Source organism: Streptomyces sp. NBC_00104, assembly GCF_045160825.1.
In the GTDB taxonomy this organism is placed as follows: Bacteria; Actinomycetota; Actinomycetes; order Streptomycetales; family Streptomycetaceae; genus Streptomyces.
In genome coordinates this window covers 2,305,624-2,318,659 of record NZ_CP108215.1, presented here as the reverse complement: position 1 = coordinate 2,318,659, position 13,036 = coordinate 2,305,624, and the positions used below count along the sequence as shown (strand labels likewise).

14 protein-coding genes and 1 pseudogene are annotated in these 13,036 nt (G+C 72.0%); 8 read left to right on the top strand and 7 right to left on the bottom strand.

The genetic code is table 11. The features are described 5' to 3' along the window. Positions 1-310: 310 nt before the first annotated feature. Both OG272_RS10080 and OG272_RS10075 read left to right on the top strand, forming a co-directional pair. Positions 311-2,137 (top strand): annotated as a pseudogene (locus OG272_RS10080) (OB-fold nucleic acid binding domain-containing protein); the annotation flags it as partial. Next, complete coding sequence (locus OG272_RS10075; RefSeq protein WP_327730418.1) at positions 2,134-3,102, top strand: DNA polymerase thumb domain-containing protein; 969 nt, start codon at positions 2,134-2,136, stop codon at positions 3,100-3,102. The pseudogene OG272_RS10080 and the gene OG272_RS10075, both read left to right, overlap by 4 nt. Before the next feature lie 17 nt (positions 3,103-3,119). Here the strand turns inward: OG272_RS10075 and OG272_RS10070 are convergent, their stop codons facing one another. Continuing rightward, positions 3,120-3,494 carry a cupin domain-containing protein gene (locus OG272_RS10070; RefSeq protein ID WP_326583854.1) on the bottom strand — a complete coding sequence of 125 codons (375 nt, stop codon included), beginning with the start codon at positions 3,492-3,494 and terminating at the stop codon, positions 3,120-3,122. A 145-nt stretch (positions 3,495-3,639) separates the two neighbouring features. Between OG272_RS10070 and OG272_RS10065 the strand changes: the two genes are divergently transcribed. Further along, on the top strand, positions 3,640-4,086 hold the full coding sequence (locus OG272_RS10065) for a MarR family transcriptional regulator (RefSeq protein ID WP_326583855.1): 447 nt from the start codon (positions 3,640-3,642) through the stop codon (positions 4,084-4,086). A gap of 173 nt (positions 4,087-4,259) precedes the next feature. After that, positions 4,260-5,129, top strand: a complete 870-nt coding sequence (locus OG272_RS10060) for an alpha/beta fold hydrolase (RefSeq protein WP_326583856.1) — start codon at positions 4,260-4,262, stop codon at positions 5,127-5,129. A 96-nt stretch (positions 5,130-5,225) separates the two neighbouring features. Here the strand turns inward: OG272_RS10060 and OG272_RS10055 are convergent, their stop codons facing one another. Continuing rightward, a complete protein-coding gene (locus OG272_RS10055) occupies positions 5,226-6,290 on the bottom strand; it encodes a lytic polysaccharide monooxygenase (protein ID WP_405893100.1) in 1,065 nt (354 codons plus the stop codon). A 420-nt stretch (positions 6,291-6,710) separates the two neighbouring features. Between OG272_RS10055 and OG272_RS10050 the strand changes: the two genes are divergently transcribed. Both OG272_RS10050 and OG272_RS10045 read left to right on the top strand, forming a co-directional pair. Next, on the top strand, positions 6,711-7,481 hold the full coding sequence (locus OG272_RS10050; RefSeq protein ID WP_405893099.1) for a dienelactone hydrolase family protein: 771 nt from the start codon (positions 6,711-6,713) through the stop codon (positions 7,479-7,481). Then, positions 7,478-7,948 (top strand): GNAT family N-acetyltransferase, encoded by a 471-nt coding sequence (locus tag OG272_RS10045; protein ID WP_326583859.1) that lies wholly within the window; start codon positions 7,478-7,480, stop codon positions 7,946-7,948. The genes OG272_RS10050 and OG272_RS10045 overlap by 4 nt, the downstream gene beginning before the upstream one ends. Before the next feature lie 72 nt (positions 7,949-8,020). Here OG272_RS10045 and OG272_RS10040 read toward each other — a convergent pair whose 3' ends face one another. Continuing rightward, positions 8,021-8,155 (bottom strand): hypothetical protein, encoded by a 135-nt coding sequence (locus OG272_RS10040; RefSeq protein WP_086751667.1) that lies wholly within the window; start codon positions 8,153-8,155, stop codon positions 8,021-8,023. A 137-nt stretch (positions 8,156-8,292) separates the two neighbouring features. On the opposite strand from OG272_RS10040, the gene OG272_RS10035 reads away from it, so the two are divergent. Further along, a complete protein-coding gene (locus OG272_RS10035) occupies positions 8,293-8,952 on the top strand; it encodes a class I SAM-dependent methyltransferase (RefSeq protein ID WP_327730422.1) in 660 nt (219 codons plus the stop codon). Positions 8,953-9,027: 75 nt separating this feature from the next. Here OG272_RS10035 and OG272_RS10030 read toward each other — a convergent pair whose 3' ends face one another. Both OG272_RS10030 and OG272_RS10025 read right to left on the bottom strand, forming a co-directional pair. Next, positions 9,028-9,546 (bottom strand): DUF402 domain-containing protein, encoded by a 519-nt coding sequence (locus tag OG272_RS10030; protein ID WP_326583861.1) that lies wholly within the window; start codon positions 9,544-9,546, stop codon positions 9,028-9,030. Further along, positions 9,527-10,456, bottom strand: a complete 930-nt coding sequence (locus tag OG272_RS10025; protein WP_405893098.1) for a GNAT family N-acetyltransferase — start codon at positions 10,454-10,456, stop codon at positions 9,527-9,529. Before OG272_RS10025 ends, OG272_RS10030 begins: the two co-directional genes overlap by 20 nt. A 71-nt stretch (positions 10,457-10,527) precedes the next feature. Between OG272_RS10025 and OG272_RS10020 the strand changes: the two genes are divergently transcribed. After that, positions 10,528-10,896 carry a GntR family transcriptional regulator gene (locus tag OG272_RS10020; RefSeq protein ID WP_326583863.1) on the top strand — a complete coding sequence of 123 codons (369 nt, stop codon included), beginning with the start codon at positions 10,528-10,530 and terminating at the stop codon, positions 10,894-10,896. Positions 10,897-10,974: 78 nt separating this feature from the next. Here the strand turns inward: OG272_RS10020 and OG272_RS10015 are convergent, their stop codons facing one another. Together OG272_RS10015 and OG272_RS10010 are read right to left on the bottom strand one after the other, a co-directional pair. Beyond that, a complete protein-coding gene (locus OG272_RS10015; RefSeq protein WP_326583864.1) occupies positions 10,975-11,745 on the bottom strand; it encodes a DUF72 domain-containing protein in 771 nt (256 codons plus the stop codon). A gap of 39 nt (positions 11,746-11,784) precedes the next feature. Then, the gene (locus OG272_RS10010) at positions 11,785-12,894 is read right to left on the bottom strand and encodes a DUF5925 domain-containing protein (protein WP_405893097.1); all 1,110 of its coding nucleotides are present in this window, start codon (positions 12,892-12,894) and stop codon (positions 11,785-11,787) included. Positions 12,895-13,036: the final 142 nt, after the last annotated feature.

Here is a 13,036-nt window from a genome sequence, read left to right as displayed (position 1 = left end):
GGTCGTCACGGGGGGATGTTGAGGGCAGTTGTGGCTCTGGGGCGACGCGACCTGGCACGCGTCGCCGCACTGATGTGAGCTCCATGCGGGTCGAAAGCACAGCGCTGCCCCGCAGCGGGCCAGGCCTGCATCCCGACCGCTTTGCCGCGGCGACTGGTCGCCATGCGGTCATGTGATCTCAGTCACAGTCGCGCTCCTCTCCTCAAGTGGAATCGCGACATCGAGAGGCGGCCGACCGGTACGCTCGCCACGTGGCCGTTCGCCCGTAATCGCGACACGATGTGGAGTGGACACGGGGACTGCGGCGAAAATGGGCGTGCGGATGCAGTCGGCGATGGCGCACGCGGTGGCAGAGGTCGCGCGGGCGACGGGGGAGCGGGTCGACCTGGACGCGCTCGACTTCGAGCGGGGCGAGGGTGACCCGGCGACGTATGAACTCATCCGTTCCACCGAGACGTTGGGCTGCTTCCAGATCGAGTCGCCGGGGCAGCGGGATCTGGTGGGGCGGCTCCGGCCGGCCACCTTCCACGACCTGGTGGTGGACATCTCCCTCTTCCGGCCCGGTCCGGTGGCCGCCGACATGGTGCGTCCGTTCATCGCGGCCCGGCACGGGCGGGCGCCGGTCCGTTACCCGCACGACGATCTGGCGGAGCCGCTGCGGGAGACGTACGGCGTGGTCGTCTTCCACGAGCAGGTCATCGACATCGTGCACCTCATGACCGGCTGCGGCCGGGACGAGGCGGACCGGGTGCGGCGCGGACTCTCCGACCTCGAGTCGCAGGGGCGGATCCGGATCTGGTTCGCCCAGCACGCGGCCGCGAAGGGGTACGACGCCGAGACGATCGCGCGGACCTGGGAGATCGTCGAGGCCTTCGGGTCGTACGGCTTCTGCAAGGCGCACGCGGTGGCCTTCGCGGTGCCGACGTACCAGTCGGCGTGGCTGAAGACGCATCATCCGGCCGCGTTCTACGCCGGGCTGCTCACGCACGACCCCGGGATGTACCCGAAGCGGCTGCTGCTGGCGGACGCGCGGCGGCGGGGGGTGCCGATCCTGCCGTTGGACGTGAACCGGTCGGCGGTCGCCCACTGTATCGAACTGGTGTCTGAATCAAGGAGTGGTGAGGACGGGTCGGGAGAGGCGAAGGTGTGGGGGATCCGGCTCGCCCTCTGTGATGTGCACGGCATCAGCGAGGCCGAGGCGGCGCGGATCGCGGACGGGCAGCCGTACGCCTCACTGCTGGACTTCTGGGAGCGGGCACGGCCGAGCCGTCCGCTGGCCGGGCGGCTGGCCCAGGTGGGGGCGTTGGACTCCTTCGGGGCCAACCGGCGTGATCTGCAACTGCACTTGACCGAGCTGCACCGGGGCGGCCGGGGCGCGGGCAGTGGCCAGCTGCCGTTGGCGGGTGGACGGCGCACCGAGCCGGCCGGACTGCCGGACCTGTCCTCGGCCGAGCGGCTCAGCGCCGAGCTGGGCGTGCTGTCGATGGACGTCTCGCGCAATCTGATGGACGACCACCGGGAGTTCCTCGACGAGTTGGGCGTGGTGTCGGCGCGGCGGCTGCGCGAGGCGCGGCACGGGGAGACGGTGCTGGTCGCGGGTGCCAAGGCGGCGACCCAGACCCCGCCCATCCGCTCGGGCAAGCGGGTCGTCTTCACCACCCTCGACGACGGCACCGGCCTGGTCGACCTCGCCTTCTTCGACGACTCCCACGACGCGTGCGCCCACACCGTCTTCCACTCCTGGCTGCTGCTGGTGCGCGGAGTGGTGCAGCGGCGTGGCCCGCGCAGCCTCAGCGTGGTGGGCGCGGCCGCCTGGAACCTCGCCGAGCTGGTGGAGCTGCGGCGCGAGGGCGGCCTCGACGCGGTGGCGCCCCGGCTGGCGGAGCCCGCGGACACCGGGGGCGGCCCGGACGGCGGGCGTGGCGACACCGACGGCGCTTCCGAGGGCGGGCGACGCGGTGACACCGACGGCGCTTCCGACGGCGGCCGACGCGGTGACACCGGCCGCCGGATCCGTATGTCCACCGGCTACGAGATGCATCCATGGGCCGATCTGCGGCCCGCGGGCGGAGAGCCCTCACAAGGTCCTTCTCAGGTACGGAAGTTGTGGCACCAGAGTCCAGGGAGTGCGGGATGACCATCCTCTGCGTACGTTTCCAGCTGCCGCCGAAGTACGAGGCCGCTCTGCCCGGTCTCCTGGGTCTGATCGAGGACTTCACCCCGGTCGTGGAGGCGCTGCCGCCGGACGGGGCGCTGGCCGATCTGCGGGGCGCCGAACGGTACTTCGGCCGGGACGCCGAGGAACTGGCACGGCTGATCCGGGTCCGCGCCCTCGCGCTGTACGGCGTCGACTGCCTGATCGGCGCCGGGCCCGGACCGCTGACGGCGCGGCTGGCGCTGGGGGCGGCGGCGCCCGGGTCGCCGTGCGCGGTGCCCGAGGAACTCGTCGTGGACTTCCTCGCCGAACTGCCCGTCGGCGCGCTGCCCGGCGTCGGCACCGCGACCGCCCGCACCCTGTGCGAGTACGGCCTGGACACCCTCGGCGGGGTCGCGTGCGCGCCCCTGTCCACGCTCCAGCGCCTGGTCGGCGCGAGGATCGGCCGCGAACTGCACGAGAAGGCGAACGGCGTCGACCGGGGCCGGGTCGTACCGAACGCCGTCGCGCACTCACTCGCCGCCGAACATCCCTTCTCCCGTGACGAGTTGAACCCGGACCGGCACCGCCGCGCCCTGCTCGCCGGCACCGACGAACTGGGCTCCCGGCTGCGCGCCCTGGACAAGGTCTGCCGCACCCTGACCCTCACCGTCCGCTACGCCGACCGTTCTTCGACGACCCGCACCCGCACGCTCAAGGAGCCGACCGCCCACTCCCCGGCGCTGACCGCGGTGGCCTACGGCATGTACGACGCCCTCGGTCTCCAGCGGGCCCGCGTCCGCGCGATCGCCCTGCGCGCCGAGGGCCTCACCCCCGCCGACCAGGCCTCCCACCAGCTCGCCTTCGACCCGGTCGACGAGAAGGTGCGCCGCATCGAGGAGGTCGCCGACCGCGCCCGAGCGAAGTTCGGCCCGCATGCGGTGATGCCGGGGACGCTGGCCGCGTAACTCCCCTCACGCGGCGCTCAGTTGGCCCACGGCGGCACGATCCGCGTGCCGTCGGCCAGCTCCGCCTCCAGGCCGAGGGAGGTGGTGACCCAGGTGACGGTGGTCTCCGTCGTCGGGTTCTCGACGGCGAGGGTCGCGCCCGAGTTGACGATCAGCGTGTCACCCGCGGCGACGCGCTCGGTGCGACCGTCCAGCGTGACCAGCAACTCGCCGCTGAGCAGATGCAGGATCTCCTCCTTGGTGACGGTGTGCGCGGGTGCCTTGGTCCCTGGCGGGATCTCGCCCCGCCAGGCGGCCAGTTCCTTGCTGCCGGTGCGGGGAGTGGCGTACGAAACGAAGCGGGCGCCGTGAATCTCGTGGACGACGGCTTCGGCAGGGCGGATGACAGGCATGGGGCCTCCTTTAGGCCTTCTGAGGTTCTGAGGTTGGGGTTCTGGGTTCTGGGTTCTGGAAGAGATGGTCAAGAAGGTTGACCATCTGCGTTGCCTACATGGTCAAGCTGCTTGACCAATTCGTCAAGGGTGTTTCAATGCACGCGTGCAGAACTCCGAAGCTCTGGCCCTGACCGCCGTCCTGCTCGCCGCCGCCGGTGACCTGGCGCGTCGCATCGACGAGGGTGTCGCCGCCCGTGGCTTCGAGGCGCGGCCCTCGTACGGCTTCGCGTTCACCCGGCTCGCCCCGGACGGTGCGACGGTCACCGACCTCGCCGTCCATCTCGGGGTGACCAAGCAGGCCGCCAGTCAGCTCGTCGACGAACTCGTGCGCAAGGGGTACGTCGAGCGGCGGCCGCATCCCGGTGATGCCCGCGCTCGCCTGGTCGTCCTGACCGAGCGGGGGTGGGCCTGCACCCGGGCGGCGGAGGAGGCGGCGGCCGAGGTCGTCGCGGGGTGGGTCGAGTCGCTCGGCGGGGAGGGTGAAATGCGGGTGTTGCGTGATCAGTTGGCGCGTATCGCGCCCTGGGGTCCCATCAGGCCCGCCTGGTGACGGTTCGACGTCACGTGTCAGCGTCCTCGACCATCACTTGAAGTTTTTACTGACGCGTAACTTCCCACTTTTGCTACTCGCCCGTAACTTGGCGAAGAAGCACAGCATCCTCGTGATCCGGATCACAGGGCGAACGTCGTCGCACGTCCCTTGAGCCGCAAGGAGATCACCCGATGCTGCCCTGGAAGCGCCTGATCAGACCGTTGGCCGCCCTGTGCCTGGCCGCCGCGGCGACCGTCGTCCCCGCCACTGCCGCCGAGGCCGCCGACACGGCCGCCGCACCCGGCCGTGGCTGGAACGACTACTCCTGCAAACCCTCCAGCGCCCACCCCCGCCCCGTCGTCCTCGTCCACGGAACGTTCGCGAACTCCGTCGACAACTGGCTGGGCCTCGCGCCGTACCTCGTGAACCGGGGCTACTGCGTCTACTCCCTCGACTACGGCCAACTCCCCGGCGTCGCCTTCTTCAACGGCCTCGGAGCCATCGACAGGTCGGCGGAGCAGCTCGACGCCTTCGTCGACCAGGTGCTCGCCGCGACCGGCGCCGCCGAGGCCGACCTCGTCGGCCACTCGCAGGGCGGCATGATGCCCCGCTACTACCTGAAGTTCCTCGGCGGGGCCGCGGAGGTGAACGCCCTCGTCGGCATCGCCCCCTCCAACCACGGCACCACCCTGAACGGCCTCACCCAACTCCTCGACCACTTCCCCGGCGCCGGCGACCTGCTGTCCACCGCCACCCCGGCCCTCGCCGACCAGGTGGCCGGATCCGCCTTCATGACCAAGCTCAACGCGGGCGGCGACACCGTCCCCGGTGTCACGTACACCGTCCTCGCCACGAAGTACGACGAGGTGGTCACGCCGTACCGGTCCCAGTTCCTCGACGGGCCGAACGTACGCAACGTCGTCATCCAGGACCTCTGCGCGCTCGACCTCTCCGAGCACGCGGCGATCGGGCTCCTCGACCGCGTCGCGTTCCACGAGGTCGCCAACGCCCTCGACCCGGCCCACGCCACCCCGACGACCTGCCTCTCGGTCGTCGGCTGACACGTGTGCGTACGCACCACCGGGACCGCCCGGTGGTGCGTACGCATGCTGCCGGGGCCTGTCCGGCCTGAGCCGCCCGACAGACCCCGGAAGTCGTCAGCGGCCGTGTCGGCCGCCGGTCGTCGCGCGGCGGCGGGCCGCGGCGAAGAGGAGGGAGGAGCCGAGCGCCAGGACGGCCGCGCCGCCGAGGGCCACATACGGGGTCACGCCGGCACCGCCGGTGTCGGCGAGGCCCTCCTTGCCTCCGGCGGGTTCCGCGAGGCCGGCGGTGTCGGCTCCCGCGGCCGCCTCGTCGCTCGTCGACTTCGCGGTCGGTGACGCGTCGCCGGAAGCGGCCTTCGCGGACGCCTTCGCGGACGCCTTCGTGGACGCCTTCGTGGACGCCTTCGGTGTCGGGTCCGTCGTCGTGCCCGCGTCGTCGTCACCGTGGCCGCCGTGCTCGACGGTCGACTCGTCGGCACCGTCCTCGATCTGCTCCTCGGAGGGCGCGGACGCGCTCGGCGGGGCCGATGTGCCGCCGAAGGTGACGTCCGAGCAGGAGTAGAACGCCTCCGGGCTGTCCGAGCGCTGCCAGACCGCGTACAGCAGGTGCTTGCCGGAGCGCTGCGGGAGGGTGCCGGAGAACGTGTAGAACCCGCCCGACGCGGCCGGGTCGGTGGCCGTCGCGACCGGGTGCGCGAGGTCGAGGTCGTCCCAGGCGAGCGGTCGGGACGGGTCGTGACCGGGCTTGGTGACGTACACCTCGAAGGTGCCCTTGTGCGGGGCCGTCACCCGGTACCTGAAGGTGTACGAACCGGCGCGCACGCTCGTCGCCGGCCAGTCGGCGCGGGCCAGGTCGAGGCCCCTGAACGCCTCGTCGCCCGCGCCGCACAGCTTGCCGTCCGGGATCAGCTCCCGGTGCCGACCGGCCGCGTCACCGATCCGTACGCCGTTCCAGTCGTACAGCGCCTGCGTGCCGCCGGCCGCGACCGCCGCCCCGCAGGCCGCCGACCTCGGGCTCTCGGGGCCCTCCGCGTAGCACTGCGCCCCCCGGCTCACCGGGGCGTCCATCGACCCGTGCGCCAGGGCCGGCCCGGCGGCGAACCCGGTCAGGGCGAGCGGGGCGGCACCGACGACACCGGCGGTGGCGAACGCGGCGGCCTTGCGGCGGACAGCGGGCATGGCGGGGCACTCCTCGAAGCGGTCCTGGACGGCACCGGATGGGTTCCGGGCGCCGGGGGCGATCAGCAAGTTAGCCCCGAGGAGCCGCGAAATCGCCTGCTGAGGGCGGGCGCGGGGGATCCTTATGGTGGCGTTAAGGATGGGCTAACCGAGGGCTGAGGAAAGCCAGTTGAAGGGCCCGCCAAGGATCTGCGGAAGGGCCGTCGCCGGGCTCGCCGAAGGGCTGTCGCCAGGCCCACCGAAGAGCCCAGCGAAGGGCCCACGGAAGGGCCCACGGAAGGGCCCACGGAAGGGCCCACGGAAGAGCCCGCCGAAGACCCTGCCAAGATCCTGGCGAAGATCCGATTCTTACCTCGGTGCGTGACACTGAGGCCTGTTCGTACCCGTTTTCGTGCCCGTTGGAGAGAAGGGAACGCGCGCATGACCGCCGTACGCGGAACATCCGTGGACATCACCACCGAGGACGGTACCGCCGACGCCTACCTCGTCCGCCCCGACGACGACGCCGCGCATCCGGCGGTCCTGTTCTACATGGACGCGTTCGGGCTGCGGCCCCATCTGAGGGCGATGGCCGACCGGCTGGCCGGTGCCGGGTACACGGTCCTCGTCCCCAATGTCTTCTACCGGTCGGGACGGACCCCGGTCTTCGACCTGCCCGAGTTCATCGACCCGGCCGCGCGTCCGGAGATATGGGACCAGATCCTGCCGGTCATGCTGACGCTGACGCCGGAACCCGCGCTGCGGGACGCGGCCGCGTACCTGGGTTGGCTGGCCGACAGCCCGCACGCCGCCGCCGGGCCCGTCGGGATCACCGGATACTGCATGGGCGCCCGGCTGGCCCTGCACACCGCCGGTGCCTTCCCGGAGCGGGTCGCCGCCGCGGCCGGCTTCCACGGCGGACGCCTGGCGACCGACGCCCCGGACAGCCCGCACCTGGCCGTGGCCCGGATCACCGGCGAGGTGTACCTCGGCCACGCCGACGAGGACCCGTCCCTGCCCCGGGAGCAGATCGACCTGCTCGACAAGACACTCACCGAGGCGGGCGTCCGCCACCGCACCGAGGTCTACACGGGCGCCTCGCACGGGTACACGCAGTCCGACACCTCCGCGTACGACGCCGAGGCGACGGAACGCCACTGGACCGCCCTGCTGGACCTGCTGGACCGCACCCTGCCGCGGCCCCGGTCATGACAGAGGCCCCGCGCGAGCAGGGCGACCAGGGCATCCGGGTGGCCGGACCCGCCGACGTGGCCGCGGTGAAGGCCGTGACGGACGCGGCCTACCACCACTACATCGAGCGCATCGGACGGCTGCCGCAGCCCATGGAGTCGGACCACGCGGCGAACGTGGCCGCGGGGCGGGTCTTCGTGACCGGGGACCCGGTGATCGGGCTCGTGGTCGTCGAGGCGTACGAGGACCATCTCTTCCTCGACAACATCGCCGTCCACCCCGACACCCACGGTCGGGGCGTCGGGCGGCGGCTGCTGGAATTCGTGGACAGGCGGGCGCGTGACCTCGGTCTGCCCGAGGTCAGGCTCTGCACGAACGCGCTCATGTGGGAGAACCAGAAGATCTACCCGAAGTTCGGGTACGAGGTCGTGGAGCGGCGTGTGGACGGGCCCTACGACCGGATCCACTACCGCAAGAGGCTGGCCTGACGGGACTGATCTCGTGGTCGGGGTGGTCGGGGTGGTCGGGTCTCGTGGTCGGGCGGGCTGGGGCGTGGGCGCTCAGCCGTCCGGCCACCAGGTGCGCGCGATGTCCTTTCGCACTTCCCGGCGCTCGACGGGGCGCTCGTCGGCCTCGTCCCGCACCCGGCGGGACGTGGACTTCCTCAGGGGCTTCTGCACGGTCGTACGGCGCATGGCTGCCTCCTTGCGTCTACTGGGTTCCGCGTTTTCACGGAGGTAGACCTTTTCCGGGAGCGTTACTCATCGTTCGTGCTCTGTCAGTGGCGGCTGTCACCATCGGGACTGTCAGTGGCAGGTGTCACTCTGGCGGCATGACCAACATCGACGACGGCGAAACCTCCCGAGCCCTTCGAACACCGAAGAACCCGGCGGCAGATGACCCTGCGGGGACCGTCGACTGGGACGCCGAAGCCCCCTCTTTCGACGACGAACCCGATCATGGCCTGCGGGAACCCGCCATCCGGGAGGCCTGGGCGGCCCGGCTGCGGGACTGGCTGCCGCACGGCGCCTCCGACGTGCTCGACCTCGGCTGCGGCACCGGCAGCCTGTCACTCCTCGCGACCGAGCAGGGGCACAGGGTGACCGGAGTCGACGCCTCCCCGGCCATGGTCGCCCTCGCCCGCGCCAAACTCGCCGGGCGCTCCGCCGTGTTCCTCGTCGGCGACGCGGCGGCCCCGCCCGTGGGGGAGGAGCGGTTCGACGTGATCCTCGTCCGCCATGTGCTGTGGACCCTGTCCGACCCGGGCCGCGCCCTGCGCCACTGGTGCGGACTGCTGCGGCCCGGCGGCCGGCTCGTGCTGGTCGAGGGGGTGTGGGGCACGGTCAGCCCGGTCGGCATACCCGCCGACCGGCTCTACGGGCTGGTCGCGCCGCTCGTGTCCGACGCGGTGGTGGTGGGGCTGTCGGACGACACGCCCCTGTGGGGGAAGCGGGTCGAGGACGAGCGGTACGCGGTGGTGGCCCGTCTCTGACCTTCCATGCCGGCGCCGTCCGCGGCAGAGCCGTCCACGCCGCCACCGCGTCAGAGCCGTCCACGTCGGCGCCGGCTAGGTCAGCAGCGACTCCAGGCCGCCTTCGGTGGTGGCGAGGGCCTCCAGTTCGTCGAGGGCGGCGACGGCGGCCGCCGCGGCCTCCGGGTCGCTCTGCGCGAGCCCGCTCTCCTCGAACTCGTCCTCGTCCAGCCGCAGTACGGTCCTGCCGTCGGCGGAGCGCCACAGGTCCAGGTCGAGGTCCTCGACGACGAGTTCGCCGCCGGAGAGCGTGGCGGGCCTGGTGATGTCGCAGTACCAGCCCTTCAGCCCGCCCCGCGCGTCACGGACCTCCTTCACGGCGTACCACCGGTCGCGCCAGTAGTACTCGGTGAAGACGTCACCGGGCCCGAACCGCACGAAGCCGAAGTCCCGTACACCCTCGCTCGCCCAGGCGGCGTGGACCGCGATCCGGGTCCCGTCGTCGCTCAACAGCCGCGCGGGGTAACGGATCTTCGTACGGCCCGCCTTGAGCAGGACGACGTCCACCTCCACCTCGTACGACTCGTTGCCGGGCTCAGCCGATTTCGCGGACATGGCGCACCTCCGTCGCACACACTTCGTATCCGAACCACTTGTTGATCGCGAGCATCGGGCCGTTGCCGGTGTCGTTGCCCGTGAACGCCTCCGTGTAGCCGGCGGCGCGGGCGCGGTGCAGGGAGTCGTTCTTGGCGAGCTTGGCGAGGCCCCGGCCGCGGAAGGCGCGGGCGGTGCCCGTCATGGCGGTGAAGTAGCGGTCCCGGCCGTCCGTATGGACCGCGGTGAACGCGGCGGGTGTGCCGTCCACGACGACCACCGTGCTCAGGGAGTGGTCCAGCAGGGGGTGGCGGTAGGTCTCCTCGACCCACTGCTCGTAGTCGTCCAACTCCGCCTCGACGTCGCCCGGTTCGTCCGCCGTCGTCTCCGCGTCCAGGTCGAACAGGGGGCGCGGGTCGTCGGTGAAGTCGGCGGCCGTACGCAACTGCACGCCCCGGGGCGGGGACTGCGGCGGGGGGAGGGCGCCGTGGGCCAGGTCCAGGCGGAGGAAGTGGGCGGAGCGGCTGGGTGTGTAGCCGCGCCGCTCGGCGAACGCGCGGTTCTCCGGAGTGTCCAGGACCCACGACAGCAGCCGCCGCGCGCCCACCGCCGCCAGCCGCTCCTCGGCGGTGCGCGCCAGCAGGCCGCCCGCGCCCCGGCGCAGATGGGCCGGGTGTACGTACACATTGACGTCGCCCTGGCCCGGTACCGGGCTGTCGTGGGCGATGGACAGCTGCGCGGTGCCGATCACCTCGCCGTCCGCCTCGGCGACGAGCTGCTGGTGGTGGGCCTCGGGCGGTGCGAGCGTGGCCACGTGGAGCAGGGACTCGGCAGTGCTGACCAGGAAGGGCAGGGCCAGCCGTCTTACCTCGACGAAAGCCGCGGCGTCCGCGGGATCGGCGGCGCGGAGGTCGCGCACGATCGGTGTCATGTGTGCGCACGGTACGCGGGGCGAACGGTGGGCTGCCTCCGAATTTCCGGTGGGTACGGGACAATCGCCGCGTGACCTTGAAGATTCGCATCGTGGACGGGGGTGCGCCGTACGAGCAGGTGCGCGCCCAGATCTCTGAACAGGCCCGCTCCGGCGCGCTGCCCGTGGGGTACCGGCTGCCGACCGTACGGGGGCTCGCCGAGCAGCTCGGGCTCGCCGCCAATACCGTCGCCAAGGCGTATCGCGCGTTGGAGACGGACGGGGTGATCGAGACGCGGGGGCGCAACGGAACGTTCGTGGCTGCCGCCGGCTCGGCGGCGGAGCGTGAGGCGGCGACGGCGGCGGGAGCGTACGCGGAGCGGGCGCGCCGACTGGGGCTCAGCGAGGCGCAAGCCCTGTCAGCGGCCCGCGATGCCCTGCGGGCCGCGTACGCGGAGTAGCGGAGTAGCGGAGTAGCGGAGTAGCGGAACAGCGGAGCAGCGGAGCAGCGGGGCAGACGCATTTCCATGCCCGCGTTTCTATGCACGCGCCAGACGTTCCGGTGTGCGTGTCGGCCGCAGGCCCGCCCTCCGCGCCGCCCTCGCGAACGTCGTCGCGTCCTCCACGGCCGCCGCGTGCGGGTCGTTGTTGAAGTAGACGTATGCGTCGGCGGCAGCGGGCCAGGTGTCGGCGATGCGGTGGGCCCAGGTCGTCAGGGACCGGCGGCCGTAGTGGGGCCAGGGGTGGGCTCGGCCCTGGTGGAAGCGGAGGTAGGACCAGTCCGTGGTGCGCCAGAGGGGGGTGGCCGGGCGGGAGTGGGTGTCGGCCCAGCACAGGGCCGCGCCGTGGGATTCCAGGACCTCGCGCACCTCGGGGGTCCACCAGGAGTCGTGGCGGGGTTCGACCGCGATCCGGGTGCCGGAGGGGAAGCGGCCCAGACAGGTGCCCAGCAGCTCCGCGTCGGCCCGAAGTGTCGGCGGCAGCTGGAGCAGGATCGGGCCCAGACGGTCGCCCAGACCCTCCGCATGGCTCATCAGACGGTTCACCGGCTCCTCGGGGTCCCGTAGCCGCTTGATGTGGGTCAGGTAGCGGCTCGCCTTCACCGCGACCACGAAGTCCCCCGGCACTCTGTCCCGCCACGCCTCGAAGTTCTCGCGCGTCGGCAGCCGGTAGAACGCGTTGTTGATCTCGACCGTGGCGAACCGCGCCGCGTACTCCTCCAGCCACAGCCGGGTGGGGCAGCCCTCCGGGTAGAAGGCGCCCCGCCAGTCCTTGTACTGCCACCCCGACGTGCCGACGAACAGGGTCATACATCCATCAAAACACTGCCGGCCACCGCCGGCGGCCCGCTACAGGTACAGGCCGGCGTCCGACCCGCCCCTCGGCTCCGGCAGGGACGTCGGTGACGTGCCGCGACGCAGTGCGTACAGCTCGGCCAGGGTCGCACCCTCCCGGCCGACGGCTTCCTCCCGGCCGACGGCCTCCCTGCCGAGCCAGCTCATCGCCTCCGCGCGCGTCAGGGCGCCCACCTCGATCCGGGCGAGACAGCGGCCGGGGCGGACCACGGCGGGGTGCAGGCGCTCCAGGTCCTCGTTGGTGGTGACGCCGACCAGGACGTTGCGGCCCTGGCCGAGCAGACCGTCCGTCAGGTTCAGCAACCGGGAGAGCGCCTGGCCGGCCGTGTGCTTGGCCTCGCCGCGGATCAGCTCGTCGCAGTCCTCCAGGAGCAGCAGACGCCATCGGTCCTTGCCCGAGGAGTCCTCCTCGCCGATCGCGATGTCCATCAGATAGCCGACGTCGGAGAAGAGCCGCTCGGGGTCCAGGACGCAGTCGACCTGGCACCAGTCCCGCCAGGAACGGGCCAGCGTGCGCAGGGCAGACGTCTTGCCCGTGCCGGGCGGGCCGTGCAGCAGCAGGAGGCGGCCCGCGATGTCCTCGGGGGTCGTCTTCATCAGGTGGTCCATCGCGTCCGCGACCGGCGCCGTGTAGTTCGGCCGCACCTCTTCCCACGTCCCCGCCGAGATCTGCCGGGTCGTGCGGTGCGGGCCCCGGCGCGGCGAGACGTACCAGAAGCCCATCGTCACGTTCTCCGGCTGCGGCTCGGGCTCGTCGGCCGCGCCGTCGGTGGCCTGGCCCAGCACCTTCTCCGCCAGCTCGGCGGTGGTCGCGGTGACCGTGACGTCGGCGCCGCGGTTCCAGCGGGAGATCAGCACGGTCCAGCCGTCGCCCTCGGCGAGGGTCGCGCTGCGGTCGTCGTCGCGCGCGGCCCGCAGCACCCGGGCGCCCGGCGGCAGCAGGGTGGCCCCGGACCGTACCCGGTCGATGTTCGCCGCGTGCGCGTACGGCTGCTCGCCCGTCGCGAAACGGCCGAGGAACAGCGCGTCGACGACATCGGACGGTGAGTCGCTGTCGTCGACGTTGAGCCGGATCGGCAGTGCGTCGTGTGGGTTGGCAGACATGTCGCCATGATCCGTCACCGAGGGCTCCCCGTGCATCCGCTTTCCGTAGTGCGCCGGTGGTGTCGGCCCGCGCCCCGTTCCCTGGTGCGCCGGTCGCGTCGGCGAGAGGCCGCGCTCCCCGTCCACACGGTTGGTCCGATTG

Coding starts and splice junctions, on each gene's coding strand:
- OG272_RS10060 (WP_326583856.1), top strand. CDS start 4,260: ATGCTGCCCTGGAAGCGCCTGATCAGACCGTTGGCCGCCCTGTGCCTG.
- OG272_RS10050 (WP_405893099.1), top strand. CDS start 6,711: ATGACCGCCGTACGCGGAACATCCGTGGACATCACCACCGAGGACGGT.
- OG272_RS10045 (WP_326583859.1), top strand. CDS start 7,478: ATGACAGAGGCCCCGCGCGAGCAGGGCGACCAGGGCATCCGGGTGGCC.
- OG272_RS10070 (WP_326583854.1), bottom strand. CDS start 3,494: ATGCCTGTCATCCGCCCTGCCGAAGCCGTCGTCCACGAGATTCACGGC.
- OG272_RS10015 (WP_326583864.1), bottom strand. CDS start 11,745: ATGACCCTGTTCGTCGGCACGTCGGGGTGGCAGTACAAGGACTGGCGG.
- OG272_RS10075 (WP_327730418.1), top strand. CDS start 2,134: ATGACCATCCTCTGCGTACGTTTCCAGCTGCCGCCGAAGTACGAGGCC.
- OG272_RS10025 (WP_405893098.1), bottom strand. CDS start 10,456: ATGACACCGATCGTGCGCGACCTCCGCGCCGCCGATCCCGCGGACGCC.
- OG272_RS10055 (WP_405893100.1), bottom strand. CDS start 6,290: ATGCCCGCTGTCCGCCGCAAGGCCGCCGCGTTCGCCACCGCCGGTGTC.
- OG272_RS10040 (WP_086751667.1), bottom strand. CDS start 8,155: ATGCGCCGTACGACCGTGCAGAAGCCCCTGAGGAAGTCCACGTCCCGC.
- OG272_RS10030 (WP_326583861.1), bottom strand. CDS start 9,546: ATGTCCGCGAAATCGGCTGAGCCCGGCAACGAGTCGTACGAGGTGGAG.
- OG272_RS10010 (WP_405893097.1), bottom strand. CDS start 12,894: ATGTCTGCCAACCCACACGACGCACTGCCGATCCGGCTCAACGTCGAC.
- OG272_RS10035 (WP_327730422.1), top strand. CDS start 8,293: ATGACCAACATCGACGACGGCGAAACCTCCCGAGCCCTTCGAACACCG.